The sequence below is a fragment of the Candidatus Egerieousia sp. genome (assembly GCF_056211015.1).
In genome coordinates this window covers 1-23,241 of record NZ_JBAELF010000071.1, presented here as the reverse complement: position 1 = coordinate 23,241, position 23,241 = coordinate 1, and the positions used below count along the sequence as shown (strand labels likewise).

15 protein-coding genes and 1 tRNA gene are annotated in these 23,241 nt (G+C 45.0%); 1 reads left to right on the top strand and 15 read right to left on the bottom strand.

What is annotated here, in order from left to right:
- Positions 1-45 precede the first annotated feature (45 nt).
- Positions 46-282, bottom strand: a complete 237-nt coding sequence (locus AC06L3_RS05235) for an acyl carrier protein (protein ID WP_475669570.1) — start codon at positions 280-282, stop codon at positions 46-48.
- 179 nt (positions 283-461) lie between these two features.
- Between AC06L3_RS05235 and AC06L3_RS05230 the strand changes: the two genes are divergently transcribed.
- Positions 462-537, top strand: a tRNA-Gly gene (locus tag AC06L3_RS05230).
- A 997-nt stretch (positions 538-1,534) separates the two neighbouring features.
- Here the strand turns inward: AC06L3_RS05230 and AC06L3_RS05225 are convergent.
- The 14 genes from AC06L3_RS05225 to AC06L3_RS05160 all read right to left on the bottom strand — a co-directional run bounded on the left by AC06L3_RS05225 (position 1,535) and on the right by AC06L3_RS05160 (position 22,747).
- Positions 1,535-2,413 (bottom strand): creatininase family protein, encoded by an 879-nt coding sequence (locus AC06L3_RS05225; RefSeq protein WP_475669569.1) that lies wholly within the window; start codon positions 2,411-2,413, stop codon positions 1,535-1,537.
- A 12-nt stretch (positions 2,414-2,425) separates the two neighbouring features.
- Positions 2,426-4,519: a M3 family metallopeptidase gene (locus AC06L3_RS05220; RefSeq protein WP_475669568.1), complete on the bottom strand. Its 2,094-nt coding sequence runs from the start codon at positions 4,517-4,519 to the stop codon at positions 2,426-2,428.
- Positions 4,520-4,658: 139 nt separating this feature from the next.
- Complete coding sequence (locus tag AC06L3_RS05215; RefSeq protein WP_475669567.1) at positions 4,659-5,567, bottom strand: hypothetical protein; 909 nt, start codon at positions 5,565-5,567, stop codon at positions 4,659-4,661.
- Positions 5,558-6,877 carry a serine/threonine protein kinase gene (locus tag AC06L3_RS05210; RefSeq protein ID WP_475669566.1) on the bottom strand — a complete coding sequence of 440 codons (1,320 nt, stop codon included), beginning with the start codon at positions 6,875-6,877 and terminating at the stop codon, positions 5,558-5,560. Before AC06L3_RS05210 ends, AC06L3_RS05215 begins: the two co-directional genes overlap by 10 nt.
- Positions 6,878-6,956: 79 nt before the next feature.
- A complete protein-coding gene (locus AC06L3_RS05205; protein WP_475669565.1) occupies positions 6,957-8,726 on the bottom strand; it encodes a protein kinase domain-containing protein in 1,770 nt (589 codons plus the stop codon).
- A 96-nt stretch (positions 8,727-8,822) separates the two neighbouring features.
- Positions 8,823-10,034 (bottom strand): BACON domain-containing protein, encoded by a 1,212-nt coding sequence (locus AC06L3_RS05200; protein WP_475669564.1) that lies wholly within the window; start codon positions 10,032-10,034, stop codon positions 8,823-8,825.
- A gap of 57 nt (positions 10,035-10,091) precedes the next feature.
- Positions 10,092-11,837 (bottom strand): C10 family peptidase, encoded by a 1,746-nt coding sequence (locus tag AC06L3_RS05195; protein WP_475669563.1) that lies wholly within the window; start codon positions 11,835-11,837, stop codon positions 10,092-10,094.
- A 38-nt stretch (positions 11,838-11,875) separates the two neighbouring features.
- Positions 11,876-12,901, bottom strand: a complete 1,026-nt coding sequence (gene pheS, locus AC06L3_RS05190; protein ID WP_475669562.1) for a phenylalanine--tRNA ligase subunit alpha — start codon at positions 12,899-12,901, stop codon at positions 11,876-11,878.
- 70 nt (positions 12,902-12,971) lie between these two features.
- Positions 12,972-14,069 carry a mannose-1-phosphate guanylyltransferase gene (locus tag AC06L3_RS05185; protein WP_475669561.1) on the bottom strand — a complete coding sequence of 366 codons (1,098 nt, stop codon included), beginning with the start codon at positions 14,067-14,069 and terminating at the stop codon, positions 12,972-12,974.
- A 30-nt stretch (positions 14,070-14,099) separates the two neighbouring features.
- On the bottom strand, positions 14,100-14,492 hold the full coding sequence (locus tag AC06L3_RS05180) for a YraN family protein (RefSeq protein WP_475669560.1): 393 nt from the start codon (positions 14,490-14,492) through the stop codon (positions 14,100-14,102).
- Position 14,493: 1 nt separating this feature from the next.
- Positions 14,494-15,903, bottom strand: a complete 1,410-nt coding sequence (locus AC06L3_RS05175) for a BACON domain-containing protein (protein ID WP_475669559.1) — start codon at positions 15,901-15,903, stop codon at positions 14,494-14,496.
- Between the two features lie 118 nt (positions 15,904-16,021).
- Positions 16,022-17,992, bottom strand: a complete 1,971-nt coding sequence (locus AC06L3_RS05170) for a hypothetical protein (RefSeq protein WP_475669558.1) — start codon at positions 17,990-17,992, stop codon at positions 16,022-16,024.
- 25 nt (positions 17,993-18,017) lie between these two features.
- Positions 18,018-19,586 (bottom strand): RagB/SusD family nutrient uptake outer membrane protein, encoded by a 1,569-nt coding sequence (locus tag AC06L3_RS05165; RefSeq protein WP_475669557.1) that lies wholly within the window; start codon positions 19,584-19,586, stop codon positions 18,018-18,020.
- 14 nt (positions 19,587-19,600) lie between these two features.
- Positions 19,601-22,747 carry a SusC/RagA family TonB-linked outer membrane protein gene (locus tag AC06L3_RS05160; RefSeq protein ID WP_475669556.1) on the bottom strand — a complete coding sequence of 1,049 codons (3,147 nt, stop codon included), beginning with the start codon at positions 22,745-22,747 and terminating at the stop codon, positions 19,601-19,603.
- Positions 22,748-23,241: the final 494 nt, after the last annotated feature.

Below are 23,241 nucleotides of genomic sequence, written 5' to 3'. Positions count from 1 at the left end.
AATCAATATCAGCGCCCTGAATAATTTGATGTCAAATAAAGGAAATTATTTGCTCAAGGACTCGATATAGGAAATAGCGTCACCTACAGTTGCAATCTTCTCCGCTGCATCATCCGGAATCTTAACGTCAAATGCTTTCTCGAAATCCATAATGAGTTCTACAGTGTCAAGAGAGTCTGCACCGAGGTCCTTTGTGAAACTTGCCTCAGGAGTAACTTCTGCTGGATCAACGTCGAGCTTGTCAACGATGATTTCCTTTACCTTAGAAGAAATATCTGCCATAGTAATTTAATAATTAATATATTAGTTATAATTTATTTCAATATATACTTGCGTTGTCCCACAAGTATGCATCATAATTGATACTTCACACAAAGATATAAAAAGAAAATTAAATAAAAAAATAGTGAAAACTTTTTGGAATTGTAAAAAATGTTCTTACCTTTGCAATCCCAAGCAATGCGGAAATAGCTCAGTTGGTAGAGCACAACCTTGCCAAGGTTGGGGTCGCGAGTCCGAGTCTCGTTTTCCGCTCCAAAAGAACTCACTCAAGCAGTGAGTTTTTTTTTAAGACTCAGTTCTTTTCTTAACGCCCAGGTGGTGGAATAGGTAGACACGCGGGACTTAGACTGCTCTTTGAAGTTGAAAAGAGCGCATTTGAGTGCACTTTCCGAAAGGAGAGATGTAGAATGTCGTAAATTCAAGGAAGCCTTAACGGGTAATGCCGATGGTAATCTTGAGCCAAGCCGCATAGCGGAAGGTGCAGAGACTAGACACGACACACCTAATGACCAATAGTCTATGGTGAAGGAATAGTCCGGACCACAAACAACAAGGTGGCGAAAGCCATAGTGGTAAGAAAATCCCGTGGCCCGAAAGGGCTGTACGGGTTCGATTCCCGTCCCGGGCACTTATCAAAATCTGCAAGTATTGAATTATCAATCACTTGCAGATTGTTTCTTTATAAGAGAATATTGATTGGGCCAACAATAACCGTTTCTGCTCCCCTTTGTAGCAATGCCGTAGCAGCTGTGGCTTTGGCTCTCGTATGGCATCTTTATGCCAAGTCATTCCTAAACCGAAAATCAACGTCCACGCTTTAATGCACCACACCACACTCTGACGATGGTAAGCGTGGACGATGGGGCAATTTTGCCTCACCATCCACGCCAATCCTCCTCGCAAGAGCATTCTGGGCTAATAAACGTGGACGTTGATTTTTGGTTTAGCGAATAGTTCCCGCCGTGCATCACTGCCCGAAAAAGACCTGTCCATGCGAACTTTGCCTGAGTGCATTCCTGCAAGGTTTCGGTGGACAGGTGTACCCTTTCTGGTGAGGCCTGTCCAAGTGACCACTGTCACAATGCATTCTTGACGAACTTGTATGGACAGGTATTTTTCATGTTCGCAGGTTCATGTGAAGTATGCACTCTTCGCCACTACTGATTAACCTCCAGACTGTTCAGTCCATGCATTTTCGTGCTATAGGTCAATCAAATTCTTTGTAAACCGGGTTATTTATCCCTGCGGACTCCTACTGCTGGGTGTCCTTTGGGTGTTTTGCCTTTTCAAAGAATTCGGCCTGAAGTGCAGGGCCAACCTTATCGTTCTTCACCGCCTTTATCTTTTCAGCAAGGAACTTTGCACCTTCCAGATTGGAGTATTCTCCAAGCTCCACATTTGACTGCGATGGTTCACCGGCAAAGTGGTTAGGATAATCGGCATACCAGAAGATTGATGGACGAAGTCTCTCCAGAGGAAGCCTGTTCAGAGCCTTGCCGTTCTGGGTTGACGCCTGATCCAGCTTCACCAGATCGGGGCGGGCAGCCATAAGTTCGGATGTCTCCTGTTCTCCTGCATGTTCGCCGCTGTAGGTCTTGATCATCTTTGCAATCTTCTCCCTCACCTCTTTCTTTTCACCGAACAGAGTTTCATAAACAATATAGTCACGATCCGAATTCAACTGGCTCTGGCAGAAAAGATTCACCAGGGCATTGTTTCCTCCGTGCTGGCTGAAAAGAATGATTTTCTTGCAACCATTGCGCGCCACTTCGGCACAGGTCTCTTCAAGCATCTTAAGGCAGAGTTCTGTTGAATAGGCAACGGTGCCTGGCTGATGTCTGGCTTCGTTAATCTGTCCCACGTAGAAGGTAGGGAAAACAATGGCATATTCCATCTCAGCGGCCATCTTTGCAAGGTGCTCTGCCAGAATGCAGTCAGTGGCCAATGGCAGATGCGGACCGTGCTTTTCCAGCACTCCCATTGGAATGATGCATACACCTTCCGCCTTTTCCACGGCTTTGGCAAAATCAGGACCTGTAAGCTCCATCCAGCTTACTGAAAGTTTTTCACTCTGCGCCTGGCAGTATATGCAACTGAGAATAAATGTTGCTATCAGTATTATTCTTTTCATGATTAATCGGTATTATTTGTTCAAGCCACGGTTCTCAAGAAGGCCATCAACCTTAGGCTGGCGGCCGCGGAAGTTCTGATACATCTCGGAGCCCTTGCTTATTCCGCCAGGAGTGAGAATCTGCTTGCGGAATCTCTTTGCAACCTTCTGATTGAAGATGTCTCCTGTTTCCTTGAATGCCTGGAAAGCGTCGCAGTCAAGCACCTCAGCCCAGATATAACTATAGTAGCCGGCACTGTATCCACCGCCGATGGAATGGCTGAAATTTGTTACGCTGTAGCGAGGAAGAATCTGCTTTGGAATACCTCTTTCCTCAAGCTTCTTTGTCTGGAAAGCCATTACGTCAAGATTTGCAGGAACCTCCGTGAGAACATGAAGGTCCATGTCAACGTATGAAGCTGCAAGATATTCCACTGTTGCGAATCCCTGTCCGTATTTGTTGCTGGCAACTATCTTGTCTACAAGTTCCTGTGGAATGACCTCTCCTGTCTTATAATGCTTTGCATAAACCTTGAGCACCTCCGGTTCGAATGCCCAGTGCTCGTTTATCTGTGAAGGAAGTTCAACGAAATCACGCTCTGTTCCAACAACTCCGCTGTAATGGACATTGCGGAAGAATGAATGAAGCGCATGTCCGAACTCATGGAACATGGTTTCAACATTGTCTATGGTCTGAAGAGCAGGTTTGTCCGCAGATGGAAGAGTCATATTGCATACATTGCATACTATTGGCTGGATTCTCTGCGCACCATCATACTTCTGACCGCGGAAGCTTGTGCACCATGCACCCGCGCCCTTGCCGTCACGAGGGAAATAATCGCTGTAGAATATGGCTATCACATTACCGTCCTTGTCAATCACGTCCCAGGATTTTGCAGTTTTCTCATAAACAGGATACTCATCTGTCCTTTCCCTGAATGAAAGGCCGTAAAGCTTACCTGCAACGTAGAAGATTCCTTTCTGAACATTGTTAATTTCAAGATATTCCGAAACAAGCGACTCGTCAATGTTGTACTTTGCCATCTTTGCCTTGTCCTGATAGTACATGTAGTCCCATCTCTGTGGCTCGCCCTTGACCTTGTCCGCCTTCATCATAGCCTTGATATCGGCAAGTTCCTCCCTGGCTTTTTCAACTGCAGGAGCCCATATCTGGTCCAGAAGCGCATATACGTTCTCCTTGTTCTCAGCCATGCGGTCCTTGAGCTGCATTGCAGCGAAATCGGTGTAGCCCATGATCTTTGCCTTTTCAAGACGCAGGGCTATGATTCTGGCTGCAATGGCCTTGTTGTCATATTCATCGTTGTGGTTGCAACGGTTGTTGTACATCTCATAGACCTTCTTCCTCAATTCCCTGTTCTTACAATACTGAAGTACAGGATTGCAGCTCGGACGCTGCATGTTGAAGCTGTACTTACCCTCCTTGCCAATGCTCTTTGCAAGAGCTGCAGCACGGTCTATGTTAGCCTGAGGGAGTCCCTCGAGTTCCTTTACATTGTCAACTGTAACGTATGTGTTGTTGGTATCGTGCAGAAGATTCTGACCGAACTTCAATTGAAGTTTCGAGAGCTCGAGATTCAGCTCGGATATTCTTTTCTGATCCTGTTCGTTGAGGAGGGCTCCGCCGTTCACGAATGAATTGTAGGTCTTTTCAAGCAGACGCTGCTGCTCCTTGTTCAGGTTATACTTAGCCTTATTGTCATATACGTATTTCACCTTTGCGAACAACGCCTTGTTCATTCTTATGGCATTACCGTGTGCGGTAGTGAGAGGTGACATCTCACTTGCAAGCGCCTGAAGCTCCGCCGTTGAGCTTGCACCTTTAAGAACGCTCCATATTCCGGCCTTGTCAAGAAGTTCTCCGCTTCTGTCAAGAGCCACTATCACGTTTTCAAAAGAAGGCTCGTCCTTGCAGTCAACAATGGCCTGAATCTCCTTTGCGTCCTCATCCAGGCCCTTGAGCATGGCCTCGCGGTAATTCTCAATGGTGAGTTTCTCGAAAGGAGGAATTTCATACGGAGTACCGTATTTCTTGTCAAGAATAGGATTCTGGGCGAATGCCAGGCCTGCCACTGCAAGCATAGCAACTGATAGAATGAAACGTTTCATGATCATATATTAAAATTAATATTCCTACATATATTGTAAAGTCAAATTTAACAAATTATTACGCTCGCTCAAAGCGGTATGTCACTGGAATATAAAAAAATTCGCCCCGGAAAGGCGAATTTTTTCAGATGAAATCTCTTTACTTGTCTTTATTAGATTTGGACTTGCCGAGTTTGGGCTTTTCAACCTGTATTGTCAATCTGACATCCTGATTGTCTGTAGCAATAGTTATATAATCCCTCTCCAAAGCCCCTAATGTGCTGGCAAACCAATCCTTCATCTTTCCTGCGAACTTCCTTTGATATTTCTCCACTTTTATTACAAGTTTGCTCATATCTCCATTATCGTTATAAACTTCAATGTCTTCAGGTTTATGTACCACGTGCCAGGTAGTATTGCAAAAAAGGTCAACAATTACAAGATCTCCCTTTGCCTTTAAAAGAAGGTAATTAGGTTTTTCCGGATCTCTCCATACATATCCGTTGTCTACAACAAGTCTCTCCTGTTCCGAACGCTGGCGTATCTGAAGGGCGACATCCGTAGTGTCTCCATTTTCAATTGTATTTCTGAAATAGACAAGGCATTTGCGCTCGTGCCCTGTGAAATTCTGGTCACACGTAATTTCAACTTCATGGAATGCCTTGCTTACGCTCATTACCTTGCACCATTCCTCCAGACTCTCAACCTCCCATTCCCCCACCTTACTGTTCACCATCACAGTCTGCTCTTTAGGAATACCGCCGAACACCAATCTGGTCTGGTTAATTGTGAAAGGATCTTCAACAGCCTTTTTTGGAGACGGCTTAGGGCTGCTTCTCATTCTGTCAAGATACGGCTTTAGCGTTGGCTTCAGTTTTGGATCCAGTGCAATTGCATTATCCAATAATATTCTGGCATCTGCATATTTCCCGACTATCATTAAATCCTTAGCTGTGTCAACCATTTCCTGAATTGATTCCTGAGCCTGCAACGGAGCAGGCACGTGACACATTAAACAAGAAGAGAATATAACCACGAGTAAAATGATTCCGGTCTGCTTCATAGCCATAAATCGTTATTCATTTGTGATCCAATGTTGTCAATGCGATTGTTCAGCCCTTCAATGAAAGCATTCAGAAATTCATTCCCGATCTCTTCCACATCAAAACTCTTTCTTATCAAAGTATCTTTCGCACTTGCAATTTTCTGAATTATTACTTTTTCCACCTCTGCCCTCCGTTCCTTGGTTGAGATGGACAGCTTGTCTCCGAAACTGCTCTCTATCAACTTTATCTCATCCAATGCATCCAGATATGATTCTTCAAAATGCTTATCAATAGATATTTCCAGCATAGCATCCCCTTCACCTATAAGAGACCAAGCTTTCTTTATGCTTAGAACACTCAACGAGTCATTCTTCATTATCTCCATCTGCTCCAAAGCAATCCTTTTCTTTTCTTTAATCCTGTTCCAGAAAACCGAAGCGCCAAAAATCATCAAGGATGCAATCACGATGGAAATGAATATCATGTTAAGTGTCCTGTATTGCCTTCTCCCTGTGACATAACGGTCGGCTTCCTCCGCCAGCATTCTAGCTTCAGGTCTGTTTGCAGGATTAGGGTCAAGGCACTTGCAGACAATCTGAACAAGACGGCTTGAATATTCGGAAGAAATGCCTGCCATATGAACTCCGGCTCTCTGGGCTTTCCCTCCGCTTTCTCCGAAAGGCAGCTTCCCAGTCATAAGTTCGCATAACGATGCGCCAAGAGACCAGATATCGCCAGCCTTGTCGGGAACCGAATTTTCTTCAAACCGTTCCGGCCCCATATACGCAATGGTACCGCTGGCCATCGTATTGCTGCTGGTCAAAGTAGTTTGCCTGATTTTGGCACTGATGCCAAAATCACTTATCATATAACATTTATTCTCCCCATCTGTGCCTATCATAATATTCCCGGGCTTTATATCCTGATGGACAACAGGAGGTTTATGACTATGGAGATATGCCAAACCACCTGCAACATCGCGGAGAATACGCCAGATATCAGCTTCCGGGACCTTTGTCCTGCTATTGACAATATGCTCCAGCGTACCTTCCTCACAATATGGGAGAACCAGATACGGCATACGCTTCCAACAACCATAATATGCAGGACGAAGAAGGTTGGTATGATTCATATCCGACACCAGAGCAAATTCTTTTCTGAACATTTCAATGCCTTCGTCGTCCAGTTCATGCTCAGGAGAATAGTAGATTTTTATCGCTACCTGTACCTTGGCCATATTGTCCTCCGCCAACCATACCTCAGAAAAACCTCCTTTTCCAAGCAAAGTCAACAGATTGTATCTGCTGTCGAATATGTAGTTCGGATGAAGCATAAAAGAAAGGGGAAGCTATACTATATTACATTATGCAAAATTAAATTTTCTTGAGCGGATTGCCAAACAAAACCATCACTTATTTGACCTCTGTACTACATACCGGCCGCACTGCCTGACCATAGTTACGGCGATAACGGCCAATGCGGAACGCTTTTTGGGAAAGGTAAACATATCGTGCACTGTATGAATAGCTTTCAGATAGTGATGCTGTCCAATAGTAACCTTCCCTGCCGGCATAATTTACGGATTTGGCATTGCTGTATCCGGTAGCCGGCAGAAAAATTGAATTACCATTAAAAGCGCTGGTAATGCGATACCCATTAACTCCGTTCATGGATGTCCATACCCAGGTACATTTGTTCATCAATTCCTTGAATTCCGCCTCCGTAGGCATCCTCCAATCTCCACCCCAGTTGACGCTGGCAGCATCATCTTCCCGCTCAAGGACAAAAATGTAGTCCACCTGTCCACAGTCTTCTCCTGCTACGTACTTGGAAAACTTGACATTTTCGTAACTGTCCCCCTCAATACGGTACTGCAATGAAGACCATGAATAATCATTTTTGCAGTTTGTTTCCCCCCATGCAAAATAAGCCCCATAATCCTCCGGATTCGCCGCCCCCACGTTGCGAGTTGCCCACTTAACACTCAAGCCCAGATCAACGCCCTCGCAGGCAGCAGGCTTTGCAATTGTAAATAACGTATCGGGAGTTGCCGTATTGACAAGTTCGGCGCTTACGTTTGCCGAATTGCCAGATGCTGAAGATTTATAGGAAGTTCTCAACCAGATTACCAGCATGGCTACCGCAACCCCAGCTAGCAAGCCGAAAAGCCAAGTAACCGAAGGCTTGGATAAAAAAATATGGCAAGGTCTGGAAGCAGGTACAGAAACAGGCTCGGAAGAATGCTGCGCCTCGTCTGTTGCAATTCGTACTGTTTTCTCACTATCTTCCACACCGACATTTACGTTGCCCTCCAACACGACATCAAGGAGCGCAATAAATTCAGACACGCTCTGGGGCCTTTCTTTCCTGCGAGGCCGCATAGCCTGTTCAATGGCATTCATTACAACCGGACTTACTCCGTGAATCATCGGAACACCTTCTTCATTTACAACGGATGCCTCTGGTGGATTTAAACCTGACAGGAGAGCATACAATGTTGCACCCAAAGAATATATATCTGTAGCAGGGGTGAATGAATTGATATCTGAGCCCTGAAGGTATTGCTCCAGCGGAGCATATCCTTTGCTGATTCCCACTGGAGTAGTGCTTGTTTGAATTCCAGCCTCATCGTAATGTTTCGAAATTCCGAAGTCAATCAACTTCAATACGCCGTCTTCGGTTATGAGAACATTTGAAGGCTTCACATCAAAGTGTATGATGCCCTTGTTGTGAATATATGAAAGCGCCAATCCAATCTGGTGTATATAGTCCAATGCAAGCTGCTCATTCAATGCTTTCCCTGACTTGATAATGTCACCAAGGCAAGCACCGCCAATGTGTTCCATCACGTAATACGCAGTACCGTTCTCCTCAAAAACATCGTGTATTTTCACTATATGCTCATGGTCCAGACCTGCTATCATTCTGGCCTCTCTTATGAACTTGTTCTTAAACTTGGACACGAGCTCCCGATTGCTCGCTGTTGGAACAGTCACCAAAGACGTGTTCGCATCACGTTCGCAACTGTCCTTCATGAAAAATTCCTTGACAGCCACTTTCCTGCGGAGCAACACTTGCTCCGCCTCATAGGTAATGCCGAATCCGCCTTGGCCCAGGGTTCTTTCAATGCGATACGCACCATGCTGTAGCAAGGATCCGCTTTGCAATTCTGTGCTTGACATATTTTTTGTTTGTATGACACAATTTAAGCAACTCTTTCTAAAAGAACAAATTAGTCTTTCAGATGAAGTGACTTCCGCTGTCAAGCGGAAATCATCTTAGAACATGCGAACATCTATTGCGGATACACCCTCAAGAGTGTTGAGCGTGACCTTATTGCCACCGCTTACAACTGCTCTTACCTCGTGCTCCTTGCCCTGCTCAGCTCTTGGATAGGTATATTTAGCACTTGTTGAATAATCAACAGGAGTGCTCTCGTCGCCCCACATAATGTAACCGCTCACACTTTCACCCTCTACAACAGGCGCTGTTACGCTGGTAGCATTGGTTGTGAAACCAAAGCTGTTTCCACCACCGCCCTGAGTAATTGTCAGGTTCTTTGAGAAACCTGTTCTAGAAAGTGATTCAAAAGCAATGTCGGCACTGCGGTCATTGTGAGAAGTGCTGCTTTCAACAACAATGAACCCTTTGAGTTCTATTACATCACCCAATGTCTCGCCATCCTCGAAAAGTTTTCTTGGATCAACACCCTGCCCAAGATCAAGAGATATCCACTCAGGCGCATCGATTTCAAAGTTCATGTTGGTAACAATCTTAACAGCCAGCTTCTCTCCGTATGGAGCAGCCTCTGTCTTGTCCGTTGTAATCTCAAATACAGGGCGAGCGGACTGAACGACTGATACAGTATCCAAATAGTCTCCGTGGAAGAAGAGCACCTCTGCCTTGCGCACTGTAGCTTCTGTATTCTCATTTGCCCTGAACTTATAGATGCGCTCTGTTACCGGAGCCTTTGTATTTGCTGGCATGAGCCAGTTAGAACCTGAAAGGAGCTTGTACTCGCAATCTATATTAGCCTTGATCTTCACGTCAACGTCACCGCCTTTCTCAGTTGTAAACACGTATGCCTCCTCAACTATCACAGTGGCCTTTTCTGCCTGCTCATAGGTAATGGTCTTGGTTGCATTGCCTGAAGTAACGCTTATGTTGGCAGTTCTGGCCGCTGATTCAGTGTTCTTCTCAGCGTAAACCTGCACGGTGGTCTTTGAGCCTTTTGTCTTGACTGTCCATTTGCTCATGCTTGTTGTGAGCCATGATGCAGAACTTGAAATGGAGCAGTCCTTGTCCGCCTGTATTGTGAATGAAAGCGATCCACCATAGTCCTCAAAAGCGGTCTTGTCTGCGGTAAGTATGAGGGATGTGGAATCATCACCATCGCTCTTTGAGCATGATGCTGTGAGCATCATACCGAAAACGAGAACAACCCAAATCAAACTGCTGCCTATTTTCCTTATTTTTTCAATATTTCTCATAGTAATATGATTTTCTTAGTTGATAATTTATTGAATCCTTGCACAAACTTCTGACCATTATTCCACAGAATTGTCAATAGGAAGTGTGATTGATTTGGTAACGTCCCAATATGAGAGTTCAAGTGTGTATTTGCCTGCGGAAAGTGAACCTGTGTCAATTGAAATGACAAGTTCGTTATATGTAACTGCCGATGTGACAACATTGCCGTCCTTGTTCTTAAATTTCCAGCTGAATTCTGTTGCGCCTGTTGATTCGTCAATTACATCGTTATATGGGAGAATGAACGACATTGTCCTGCTGCTCTTGTCGTATGAGAACTTCACGTATTTGATGAAATCCTCCTTCTGTCCTGCGGGATAAACAATACCTTTCACATCATCCTCATAGAAATTCATCTTTGTCCATCCTGTCTTGCCTTCCGGCTGGTAATACAACTGAACCTGTTCACCTGCCTTTACAATCGTGCCGGCACTGAAAGTATAGGTTGCAGGACTATATCCGTGCCGAGGAGCGAGATTCGTATGGCTCTTTGTAACCATTGTGGGTTTAAGCTTGTTGTCAATGCCTCTTATTCCTGCACCTGTCTTTCCTGTGAATGGTGCGTTGCCGTCATTGTACCAGTCAGCCGCCACGCTAAATGATTGTCCCATAACGTAAGGGGCAGTTAATGTAAGGTCTGTTTCCAGACCCAGACGAGCTTCTACAACAGGGCTGCCGCCTGCATCCGGCTTGATGTTGAAAATTGCATCAACGCTGGCTCCCCATTCGTCCATTGAAGTAACATAGTAGAAGCCATTGGATGAACCGCCCCATCCGAAGTTTATATAAACATAATCATTGCCTCTGTAACCTGCGCCAACAAACTCGTGACCTCCGCTGCCCTGCGTGCTCTGAGCGCCGAAAATCAAAGGTCTGTTGTTGTCAATGTCATCGTGAATGAATTTCACCCACTGCGCCTTTGTGCAGGCTTCCCTGTACACGAAACGAATGCTCTTGTCATATTTGAAATATGTTGTGAGTGCAGGCGCAATATCCTCTGAAAAAGCTCCGGAGCCGCTTGTTGTATATTGCATCTCAACTGCTGCACCGCAATCTGCCATAAGCCTTGCAACAGCTGTTCCTTCAGCTTCTGACCATCTGCCTGACTTGTATTCCATAAGCATGTTGTTCCAATCGTATGCATACCCGAGCTCAATGGCAGGAACATTGATGCCGCTTGGAGTGGTGTATGCAGGTATTGTTCCAACACCGCAGTCAGGCCAGTTATGATATCTCATTACTATTGCCATTGCTGTTGCAACACAACCGGTTACACAGTGTGAACTGCCCTGCATCGGAGTAAGGCTATTATAAGGGTTGTTCTGGTCCCATAGTGCTGTCTCAAGAACCTTTTCGGTTTCGTCATTCATATTAGGATTGGATGGCGTTGCATTTGGATGTGTCCTGTAGTATTTCACCTCGCCCTCAAGCATCTTGAGATAGAACTTCACGTTTTCAGGCATGTTCTCGGTAACGAAAGCGTTGTCATTGGAATAAGCGAGTATAGGACCAACTGCATCATCACCTGATACAATTACAAAAGAGTGGTTCATTTCGTCCGAACAGATGAAATATTCTTCTCCAACCGTCTTCTTCACCATTTTCAGATTCCTTGGTGATTTTGGACTTGTGGCCATTCTGACTCTGCTTGAGTTGAGGAACTCACCTGCAATCTGCATAGCCTGCTGCTGTGTGATTCTGTTGCCGGCAAATACCATGAAAGGTATCACCAAAGCAAAGAATGATAACAAAAGTTTTTTCATAATATTGAATTTAATTTGAATCATCGAGGTGTAAGATACTAGAACTCAGGGGTGAATTCCTTGAGGAAGCGCAAGTCGTTTTCAAAGTACAGGCGGAGGTCCTTCACCTGCCATTTTAGCATTGCTATCCTCTCAACTCCCATTCCAAATGCAAAACCGGTATATTGCTTTGAATCTATTCCGTTAGCCTCAAGTACGTTTGGATCAACCATTCCGCAACCAAGGATTTCAAGCCAGCCTGTTCCCTTGCAGATGTTACAGCCCTTTCCGTGGCATATGTTGCAGCTCACATCAACCTCCGCACTAGGTTCGGTGAACGGGAAGTAGGAAGGACGCATCCTTATCCTGGTCTCCTCTCCGAACATCTCCTTTGCAAAGAGGAGTATGGCCTGCTTGAGGTCTGCGAAACTTACGTTTTTATCAATGTAAAGGCCTTCTATCTGATGGAAGATGCAATGCGCCCTTGCGGAGATTGCCTCGTTCCTGAACACTCTTCCCGGACAGATGATTCTTATTGGCAGAGGCATTTTCTCCATTGCTCTTGCCTGAACAGAAGAAGTATGGGTTCTGAGCAATACAGGGTTGTTTCCGTTTGCTATGAAGAAAGTGTCCTGCATATCCCTGGCAGGATGCTCAGGCGGGAAGTTCAATGCACCGAACACGTGCCAGTCGTCCTCAATCTCGGGACCCTGAGCAACCGCATATCCGAATTTTGTGAAAATATCAATAATTTCCTCTCTGGTAATGGATATTGGATGTCTGCTGCCAAGATCGAGCGTATCGCCCGGCATGGTATAGTCGAAATCTTCATTTACTTTCTGGGAAATTTCCGAAGCGCTGGCCCTGAGTTCCTCAATCTTCACCTGTGCCGCATTCTTGAGTGCGTTGAGCTGCTGTCCGAACATCCTTTTCTGCTCGGGAGCAACCGTCCTGAATTCATCGAACAGGGCTGTTATGCTTCCTTTCTTTCCAAGAAGCCTCACTCTTATATCCTCCACCTCCTGCGCACTGCCAGCCTTGAGTTCCCCTATTTCCTTCAACAACTGTTCTATCTTCTCTTTCATGGTTTCTCTTTGTTATCTAAAGAATGAAATATGCTCATTTTAATGAATGTATTCTGCAAATTTAGGAATTTTATTGGAATTCCGATAGGTCATTCACGGCGAGGTCCGTCATAAGATTCTTGATGGCTTTCACATCCTTAGGGCAGATCATCAGAACATCGTCCGTATCAACTATCATATAGTCCTTCAGACCATTCACCGCAATGAGTTTGCCCTTCTTCGAAGTCATGACCACACTGCCCTTGACTTCTTCCAGAAGCACATTATCAGCCTTTACCAGATTGAGATTGACATCCTTTGGAGCATGTTTGTACAGCGATGGCCAGGTACCAAGGTCACTCCAGTCGAAATCTGCCACAAAGACCCTTGTCCTGGAAGTCTTTTCCATTACGCCGAAACTTATGGAAGTGCTGTTCACAGACTCATATACCTCCTTTATGAAATGCTTCTCGTTTATGGTATCATACAGATGCATTCCATCCTTGAAGGAATGGGCTATTTCCGGAATGAATTTTTCCATTTCCGCAGCAATGGTCTGAAGATTCCATATGAAAATCCCCGAATTCCAGTAGAACTCCCCGCTGTCAACAAAGACCTTGGCCAGAGCCTCGTCGGGCTTTTCAGTGAAAGTCTTGACCCCGTAGGATACTTGACCCTCGATTCTGGCCATATCCTGCCGGTTTATCTGAATATATCCGTAAGCGGTTTCCGGCCTTGTAGGTTCCACGCCTATTGTGAGCAACTCATTGTGAGCCGCACTGTAATCCAAGGCAATTTTCATTGTTTCCAGAAACTTTGCCTCATCCAGAATCAGATTGTCAGCAGGAGTTACAACAGCACAGGCGTTCCTGCTCTTCTTGAGAATCTTGTAGGTGGCGTAAGCTATACAAGGAGCCGTATTCCTTCTGTGAGGTTCCGCCAATATGTTTTCCTGAGGTATTGAAGGAATCTGTTCCTTTACAAGATCCGTGTATTCCTGAGATGTAACTACATATATGTTTTCGGTGTACATTATCTTCTCAAAGCGCCTGAAAATCTCCTGCAGGAAGGTACGACCGTGGTCAATGATGTCAAGGAACTGCTTAGGTTTTGAATTTCTGCTGATTGGCCAGAAACGGCTGCCATTTCCACCGGCCATGATAATACAATACTGATCTGCGTTTCTCATCGTGCAATAAATACTAAAAATCGCATTCTATTAACCCGTAACCGCATTGAATGCGTCTTCAATAACTTCAACACAAGGCTTTCCGCCAACATCAAAGTTAACTAAAACAATGTCAAAAACTGCATCTTTCAAGATTTTTCTGGACTTGAGATAGGAATCAGCCGCCTTGAGCAGTCTTTGACGCTTTTCGCGGTTCACCCGTAAAAGAGGGCTGAAAGGACCGCCAGAACCATAGTTCTTCCTGTCAAAAGAGCTCTTGACTTCAACGAAATGAATGGCGCTGCTGCCATCCATGATCAGGTCTATCTCCTTGTGTCCAATGCGTACATTGCTCCCAAGAAAGACTAGCCCCCGCCTGAGCAGTTCCTCCAACGCCGCTTTCTCACCGGCACTTCCCTTGTTCAGGGAATTCCCATCTTTCACATTATTTCTCCCACACATGCTCCATATATTCGATTTCAAAAACAGGTTCGCCAAGCGGCCTGAAATCAGGGCTGACTGCATACCGTCCGCCGGTTTTTGTTTCTGCCGGTGGCACGGCCTTGTCCAGTGACTTGAATCTTGCCATATCAAAGCTTTCTCCCACTATGCCATATATCCTTTTCATTATCTCATAGCGCGAAACGGCATTGTAATAAAGGATATTGTCAATCATGCAGGAAGCCTGCTCGCTTCTCCAGAAGGCATCTATGAACTCATATGCACCCTGATAGTAGCTCACATAGTCATAATCGCTATCTTTTGCCAAAGCAGGCCAAGGGCTGTCTGAAGGCCACAGTTCAGATGCAGGGTCGTTGGTCTGCGATACATTGTAATTATATCCGTAACTGTGCCAGTCCTTCAAGGTTGCGCAATGCTTGTCATATTCCTCCTTCTTCTCGGCCTTATGATAGTACTGGTATTCATCGGCCAGACGCCCTATTCCGTGTCCGCCGAACTCGTGGGAAAGCACCTTTGCGAACTGCCCCTCCTTTATGGAGCCCCTGTATACAGGTATCATTCCTATACAGGAAGCCTTGGTTACAACAGGAGGCGTGGCGGAGCTTACTGAGAGCGAAGTATAGCAGGTTCCGGCATATACATCATTTACATTGATGGGCATGCAGATGAACAGATTCTTCTCATCTATCTGAATACCCAGCTGGGAGGCCGCACCGCTGATAGTTGAAATGGCAAGGTCATAATTGCAGGAAATGGACGTGGATTTGCCGCCCTCCCAGATGCACTTGTAGAATGTATCCTTTGAACTGCCGGCCTTGTTGCTCATCCCGCTTTCCTTGCTTGGAACTGCCACCTGAACTATTGTGAACAGGTCCTTCATGCTTGCGTAAGGTTCAATTGCGAACAAGGCGCTTATGGCTTCCGCCACGTTCTGCTCGAACAGACCTCCGTCCTCTATCTGGGAAGATGTATACCCATCGCCGGTGAAAAATAATACAGGAGGGCGGGAAGCCTTGCCTTTCTGAAGAATTCTGGTCTTGCCTGCTATGGTGGAGTTTATCTGGGTAACGCTTACGGTCTTGTCAAGATGTCCTCCAGAAACGCTTACGAGTGCCGTGCGTACTCCGCCTGTGTTGTTTTCATTTGCAGAAAGCGTGACCGTGACTTTCTGGCCGGCCTTGCCGGAAGAAGGCGACACATTGAGAGGAATATCACCGCTGTGAACTATTGTCCAGTCTCCGCTGCAATGAACCGTGAAGCTTACAGGGCTGCCCTTGGCATCCATTGAAAGCGAACTTTGGCTCAGCTCCAGAAAGACCTGTTCGGTCTTTGTGCAGGAAACCGGATATGCCAGTGAAAGAATCAGCGCAAGTATTCCATAGATTTTCTTCATAATCCTCCAGATTGACAATAAACTTTTCAAAGTTAGTGCTTTGGGTTCAGATTATCAACAATTGAAAAAGGACTCTCGGAAAATCCGAAAGTCCCTTTCTACAAAAGCACTGGTAAGATTATCTCATTATTCTTTCAATATGAGCTTTACCGTTGAATTTGCCTTTGCTCTTTGCCTTAACAGGCTGACCGTTGAAGCTCAAGCCGGTCTTAGGCTCACCATTGTAGTCATTGAGCTTATGCTCCTTGTTAGGGAGTACCTTTGCAACACTGTTTGGTGTAGCAGGTGTAAGGATAAAGTCAGTGAATTCATAAGCACCACCGAGCGCCCAGCCTGAAGCTGTCTGCTGAAGGATGAGAATTTCACTCAATTCATTGTATACTGCCATTTCTGTAAGACAAGGAAGCAGGGTACCATCACCCAATCTCTTGAAGATGTAGCAGTTGTAATCAGTTGAATAGAAACTTCCTGCTGTTGAGCTTCCAATGTATGCATAAATCTTTGCAGACGAATTGATCATACCGCCCAAGAAACTTGGATACTTGATACCAGCTGAAGGTGCGTCAGAAATCTTTGTTTGATCCTCTGTAGCCATCTTGAAGCTGACAGGACCATACTGGATAAGACCGGTAGCTGCAAGTCCATCTTCTGAAACCTTGGCAATCTCAACACTGGCGCCATCTGCTGCAGGACAGGTATATGTTCCTACATAGTCGTCGATTGTTGCCTCATCATCAAAGAGATAGAAGTGGTCTGTGTAGTTTGCACCAAGAACAGCGCCATCCTTGCTTACAACATCGTAGTTGATGTTTGCGCCGGCTCCCTCGCTGATGTCAGCATTCTTCATTGCCATATATACCTCAACTCCTGCCATGATTTCCATACCGAAATCCTGAATCTTGTATACATCAGGTAGAGCGAGTTTGCCTTTCTTGTTTATGTTGAAGAAGATATCGTAATCATTTACAGCATAATCAGGAATAGCATATACAGTACCGTACTTTTCAGCCAGATCGGCCTCCTTTTCAGGATCGGTAGCTTCGCCAATGTAAATAGGAGCACCGGCATATGTAAACTCAAATGCTTCGCAAATCTGATAAGAACTTGGTATATATTCAACAAATGTGTAATCTCTGTTGAAATCATCACCCATATTATTCTCATCAAGATACAGGATGGTATTGAAAGCATCGTAGAAATATCCTTCCAAATAATCATATGTTTCAGGAAGATCTGTGTACATTTCCTTGAATTCAATAATACCCTTTCCAGCATCATAAGTGCCTAAAGCCCTGTATTTAGAAGCAAAGGCTCCATAATCGGTACCTCCCCAGAGCGCTCCTGCACCATCAAGAGCAACTCCAAGACATTGCCTTTGAGCCTCAACCTGGCTTGCATTGGTGGCATCTATTTCAAAATAATAGTCACCATCCATATCGTTCATATCTGAAGCAAGATTAACGAACGGGCAGTTTTCAGACTTGGTAATGTTCTTCACTCTGAAGATGTTTGCATCAGAACGTTTTTCAACAACTACCGGATATATCAAATAATCAGGATAATCCTTTGCCTCAGCACTATAAAGATAAGAGAAGAAATTGTTCTGGAAAATGCTCTTTGTCTCCACTCTCTGCCAGGAAGCGCGGACGTCTCTCTTGAAAGTAACGGTGAAAGAGTATGTCTTGCCTGAAATTACAGCGTCGGACTCCGGAATTGTGAAAGTTGTTGTACAAGACTGGCCTTCTCCCAAACCGCGGAGGTGAACCACAGGTGATTTCTGAGTCTCACCCTCGTTGAACACAAGGTTGTCAACTGTAACGCTTGCTGAACTTTTTGGATCCTTGCTTACCTGAAGCTGCAATGTAACAGCATCTGTTGCAAGTGCTCGTGTAATGACTACATCATCAACATTGACATCCGCCTCGCCCTCATCTACTGAAAGACCGTATGAGCAGGATGTAGAACCTGTGAGAGAGAAGTTTGTTGAACTTGTCTCCTTGTACTTTTCGCCTTCATTATCCTTGTTGCAGGATACGGTTGCAAAAACAACCATAAGGGCTACTGCTATTAAACTATATATTTTCTTCATATTGTATAAGTCTTGTTAGGTTCAATTAAATACCGCTTCCAACAGGATTCTGGTCTGTATTTATATCCATGTTAACGTTTGCGTCGAACTCGCTCTGAGGAATTGTGAGAACCCAGTCCCAGGTTTCAGGATTGTTGCACTTCAATGTATTGAGAGCGGAAATACCGTTTGCAGGGTGACCCATCTCCTCTGTCCTTACGAAACCTTGTTTCAAACGTTTGATGTCATAAACACGGCCGTATTCGCCCCAGAGCTCGATTCTTCTCTGGAGAATGATCTCCTCAAGGAGAGAGCCTGTCTCATCTGTTGTGAGAGTGCCCATTGCTGTACCAGTCTTTGACGTTGACCAACCAGCACCAACACGCTGTGACATAAGCTCCTTAAGTGTTGCCTGAGCTGCATCATCCTGACCGCTGCGGCATTCAGCCTCAGCCTGAAGAAGAAGCATCTCCTCCGCCCTCATATAAATACGGTCACAGATTGAATTCACATAGTTTGCAGATGAAGCATCCTTGCTTACATCAAAGAGGAATTTCTCCTGAAGAAGCTCGAAACCGTCAACAGGCTCTGCGCTCCACCAGCCACGGCGTGCGTCACCTGACTCTATCTTGGAGTAAAGCCACTGGCTGCAGCATTTTGGAGCTGCCTTGCCATAACCACCCCAATAATAGTCCATATGTGCCATGAACTGAGGGTTTGTGGTTGTCTGGTCCTGAATTGTGAGGAAGCCCCACATTACACTGTTATTGTTAACACTGTTGAAACCATTGCAAACATTAGCCTTTGTAAGGATAGCGGCTTTGCTGCGAGCCTCCTTTGCAAGACTTGCTATAGCTTGCCAGTCCTGGGTTGTCTTTGCAGTGTAGGAAAGGATTCTTGCCTTGATACCCTGAGCAACGCTGAGATCAATGTGAGACTTGTCACTTCTTGCGTGCGCGTTTGTGAGGCAGTTGATTGCATCATCGATGTCGGCAATTGCCCTGTCATAAACGTTCTGAACGGTTCCTCTTGGCTGTCCCTCGGTTCCTGCTGCAGATGGCTCTGTATAAACAGGAACACCAGGCTCATTCTCGTGGCCAACGTATGTTCTTGCGAACATTACTGCAAGAGCGTGATAGCAGTATGCCCTGATTGCCAGAGCCTGACCAAGAACATAATTCCTGTCCGCCTCGTTGCCTGTCATTGTCTCACGTGCGGCAATGATGTAGTTAACGTTTGAAATAACAGTATAATAATAATTCCAAACACCGTAAGGCCTCCAGCTGCCGGCGGTGTAACGGGACTTTACCTGATACAGATAATCATACCAGAACCATCCATTTCCCTGAGCAGCCATTACCATATCCTCTCCCATGAGGTCAGCCATAAGTGCATAACCCATGATACCGATTTCCTGATGATAGTTTCCTGTTACTGACCAACCCCACTCGAACATCATTCTGTATGTTCCGTTCAGAGCGGTGAGCGCAGATTCTGCAGTTGCCATGATTCCGTCACCGGAAACAGCATCGGTAGGGCTCGTTTCAAGAGCATCCTTACTGCAGGATGTCAATACTGTTGCAAAGATTGCAATTGCTAAAAATATCTTTTTCATATGCACAAAATCAATTAGAAGTTAATTTCCAGACCGAGTGACATTGTCTTTACAGGAGCGTATGTGTAATCTGTACCACCGCTCAAGCTGTACTGAGGATCCATACCATCGAGATGGCAGAACATTGCAATGTTATCCAAGTTTGCATACAGACGGATATTCTGAACATTTATCTTGTCCGCCCATTTCCTTGGCATTGAATAGCCTACTGTTATGTTCTTGATAGCAAGATAAGAAGCATCTATCAACCAACGGTTTGTATTTACTGTTGCACCTGAGAATTCAATCATAGGAACGTCTGTTACATCACCCGGTTTCTGCCAGCGGCGGAGGAGGTTGCTGTTAAGTGCGTCACCTACGTACATAGGCTCCATTGTCTGTGCATAGTTGCTCTCATATACCTTGCCGCCCAATGAGTATGTGGCGAGGATTGAAAGGTCAATGTTCTTGAATATTCTCAAGCTTGTTGAGATTGAACCGTTGAACTTAGGCTGACGGCTACCCTGGAAATACTTGCAGTTTGCTGCAACTGTGTAATCCTCGGTGATGTACTCGCCTGTAACGTTGCCATTGTCGTCCATTGACTCATATGCATAATAAAGCTGCCTGCCTGTTGCAGGATCAACACCGGCCGCCTTTGACATGTACCAGGTATAAAGAGGGAAACCTTCCTTGATAATCTGTGAACCACCAACAATCTGGTTGCTCTCCTCTGTAAGGCTGAGAACCTTGTTCTGGTTGAATGCGCCCATGATACCCAGATCCCAGTAAAGGTTGGTATTGTTGAAGATAACACCCTTGATTGAAACCTCGAGGCCTCTGTTGCGCATTGAACCAACGTTTGCATTGTATCCGCTGAAACCGGTTGACATTGCCATAGGATAGCTCAGAAGCATGTCTGATACCTTGTTGTAGTAGAACTCAACGCTTGCGTTCAATCTTGAATCGAACATTGTAGCGTCAAGGCCAATGTTGAATTTTCCTGTCTTCTCCCAGGTTACACTCTTGTTCTCCAGTGAAGTGATGACTGCACCTCTTGCACCTGCGTTAGGATATGTAAGATCATAGAATGACTGCCAAGCGTAGAGTGCAATGTTATCGTTACCTGTTGTACCGTAACTTGCCTTGAGGGTGAGGTTGTTGAGCCAGCTTACATTCTGAAGGAACTCTTCCTGTGTGAGTCTCCAGCTTGCACCTACTGACCAGAAGTTACCCCAGCGGTTGTCCTTGTGGAAACGTGATGAACCATCACGGCGGAAAGATGCTGAGAAGTAGTATTTGTCATCAAAGCTGTAGTTCAAACGGCTGAGCAATGACTCAACTGTCTGGTCCTGCTGATATGAATTTGCTCCGCCAACTGTTGTTGCAGGAGCAAGTTCGTATATACCTGGATAAACACCTGTCTTGCTGGCATAGAGATAGTTGTATGTGTAATCATAGTACTCATGTCCAACCAATACATCGAATTTGTGCTTGCCGAATGCTCTGTTGTATGAAAGCAGCTGGTTGAATGTGTAAGAGAAGTCTCTTGTATTGTACTTGTTGATTTCACCACCCTGTGAAGCGCCATCGCCATGGTATGGGTTGTAGTAGCTTGTAACGTTCTGGTTAACGAAGTCACCACCGAAGTTAACCTGGAGCTTGAGGCCCTTGAGAACGCCCATCTTCTCGCTGTCACCACCGAGGTCAATGTTTGTTCTGAATGAGAGGTTGTCTCTCTGATATTTGTAGAAGTCATCCTGAGCTATTCCGAGTGAGTTGAACTTGGAAGCCTTTGGACGTGTAACTGTACCGTCGCCATAGTCGAGCTGTCTGTTGCCTGCCTCGTCGAGAGCATCGTTACCGGCCTCGTCCTTGAGGTACATTGGATAGATAGGAGACATGAACTGAGCGGTGTACCATGCATTTGATGTATATGAACCGCTTGACAGGTTAGGCTGGTTGCTTTCTGTATATGACATGTTTGCGCTCAAACCTGCCTTCAACCAGAATTTTGCCTGATGGTCAACACTTACCTTGCCGCTGTAACGGTCGAAGTGTGTGTGCTTGAGGACACCGTTCTCATACAGATAACCGAGTGACATGAGGAACTGAGTCTTGTCATTTCCGCCTGACACTGCAAATGTGTGCTCTGTTCTGAATGCTGCGTTGTTTGTGATCTCATCCATCCAGTTCTCATCCCATGCTGAAACTGCATCGGAAACAATCTTGCCTGTGTTAGGATCGATCAATGTCTCCCAGGTCTTGTTCTTCCAAGGGTTGTAGAACTGACCACCAAGGTTGCTGCTGAGGTTGGCTGATGCCAGAGCCTTTGCCCTTGCCTCAGAATAACCGCCATTGTACTGATAATCGTTCTTGAGGGCTTCCCAGGTAAGTTCAACGAAATCATTCTGGCCAACGAGGTCATATCTTGCGATTGAACGTGAAGAAACACCTACAAGACCTCTGTATGTTACCTGTGTTCTGTCCTTTGAACCGCGCTTGGTTGTAATCATGATTACACCGTTTGCACCACGTGCTCCGTAAAGTGCACCTGCAGATGCATCCTTGAGAACTGATACTGACTCAATGTCGGCAGGGTTGATTGAGTTGAGGGCACCATCATAAGGAATACCGTCAACTACGTAAAGAGGAGCGGTTGAAGCGTTGATTGAACCGAATCCACGGATCTGGATGGTTGCTGTTGAACCAGGCTGTCCACCACCTGATGTGGAAACGATACCAGGAGCAAGACCGTCCAATGCCTTGGATACGTTGCTTACTGATCTCTTGACAATGTCCTCTTTCTTGACTGTTGATGCGGAACCGGTGAAAGACTCTTTCTTTACGGTACCATAAGCAACAACCATTACATCGTCCAGAACTTCTGTCTCAACGTTGAGGGTAACATCTATTACCGCTTTGTTGAGAATCTGAACAGTTGCCTCTTTATAACCTGACATTTCAAATACGAGGGCACCGTTTGAAGGAGCGTTTACCTTGTAAGTACCGTCAATGTCGGTTACCACTATGGTAGAAGTGCCAGCCACCTTGACTGCAACTCCTGGAAGGGCAACACCTTGATCATCGTAAACGGTTCCCTTGACTTGTATGTTCTGAGCATACGCGCAAGATACTGCCGCTACGAACAATGCTGTGAAAAATAATTTAATACCTTTCATTTGTTAAAAATTAAGTGATTATATAATAATTTGTAGGTTTTTTGTTAATTTTCCTTTCAATTTGTAAGTTGACCCTTGGCCAAAAACGGCTCAAAATCCTCTTTAAATCAAACTGAGCCTCAAAATTAAAACTATTTTTTCTAATTTTTAACTTTTTAACCAAAAATTTTAAATTTTTTAGAAAAAACTCTGAATTATTACCCTTTACACTATGCGATTATTGCAGAGAATATGCATAAAGTGTTAAAAAAATCAATATTACAACTTATTAATTATTAACACTTTAAGGAATAGACTAACTTCTGTTTTTCTATAAATTCCGCTTTTTGCTTACAAAATGAAAGCAAAATTAATTAAAATGATTACTCAATATAATACCCACTGACAAAACCTGTCAAATTGGTGGTTTACCTTTGCTCCTGAAAACAAAACAGGAAGCGTATGAAACTTATAGAATTTATGAGCCAGTATCCGGACGAACAGAGCTGCAAGAA

Excerpts from the sequence above, each read along its gene's own strand:
- AC06L3_RS05205 (WP_475669565.1), bottom strand. The coding sequence starts at position 8,726 with ATGTCAAGCACAGAATTGCAAAGCGGATCCTTGCTACAGCATGGTGCG.
- AC06L3_RS05165 (WP_475669557.1), bottom strand. The coding sequence starts at position 19,586 with ATGAAAAAGATATTTTTAGCAATTGCAATCTTTGCAACAGTATTGACA.
- AC06L3_RS05185 (WP_475669561.1), bottom strand. The coding sequence starts at position 14,069 with ATGAGAAACGCAGATCAGTATTGTATTATCATGGCCGGTGGAAATGGC.
- AC06L3_RS05195 (WP_475669563.1), bottom strand. The coding sequence starts at position 11,837 with ATGAAAAAACTTTTGTTATCATTCTTTGCTTTGGTGATACCTTTCATG.
- AC06L3_RS05235 (WP_475669570.1), bottom strand. The coding sequence starts at position 282 with ATGGCAGATATTTCTTCTAAGGTAAAGGAAATCATCGTTGACAAGCTC.
- pheS (WP_475669562.1), bottom strand. The coding sequence starts at position 12,901 with ATGAAAGAGAAGATAGAACAGTTGTTGAAGGAAATAGGGGAACTCAAG.
- AC06L3_RS05160 (WP_475669556.1), bottom strand. The coding sequence starts at position 22,747 with ATGAAAGGTATTAAATTATTTTTCACAGCATTGTTCGTAGCGGCAGTA.
- AC06L3_RS05210 (WP_475669566.1), bottom strand. The coding sequence starts at position 6,877 with ATGCTTCATCCGAACTACATATTCGACAGCAGATACAATCTGTTGACT.
- AC06L3_RS05225 (WP_475669569.1), bottom strand. The coding sequence starts at position 2,413 with ATGAAAAGAATAATACTGATAGCAACATTTATTCTCAGTTGCATATAC.
- AC06L3_RS05200 (WP_475669564.1), bottom strand. The coding sequence starts at position 10,034 with ATGAGAAATATTGAAAAAATAAGGAAAATAGGCAGCAGTTTGATTTGG.
- AC06L3_RS05215 (WP_475669567.1), bottom strand. The coding sequence starts at position 5,567 with ATGGCTATGAAGCAGACCGGAATCATTTTACTCGTGGTTATATTCTCT.
- AC06L3_RS05170 (WP_475669558.1), bottom strand. The coding sequence starts at position 17,992 with ATGAAGAAAATATATAGTTTAATAGCAGTAGCCCTTATGGTTGTTTTT.
- AC06L3_RS05175 (WP_475669559.1), bottom strand. The coding sequence starts at position 15,903 with ATGAAGAAAATCTATGGAATACTTGCGCTGATTCTTTCACTGGCATAT.
- AC06L3_RS05220 (WP_475669568.1), bottom strand. The coding sequence starts at position 4,519 with ATGAAACGTTTCATTCTATCAGTTGCTATGCTTGCAGTGGCAGGCCTG.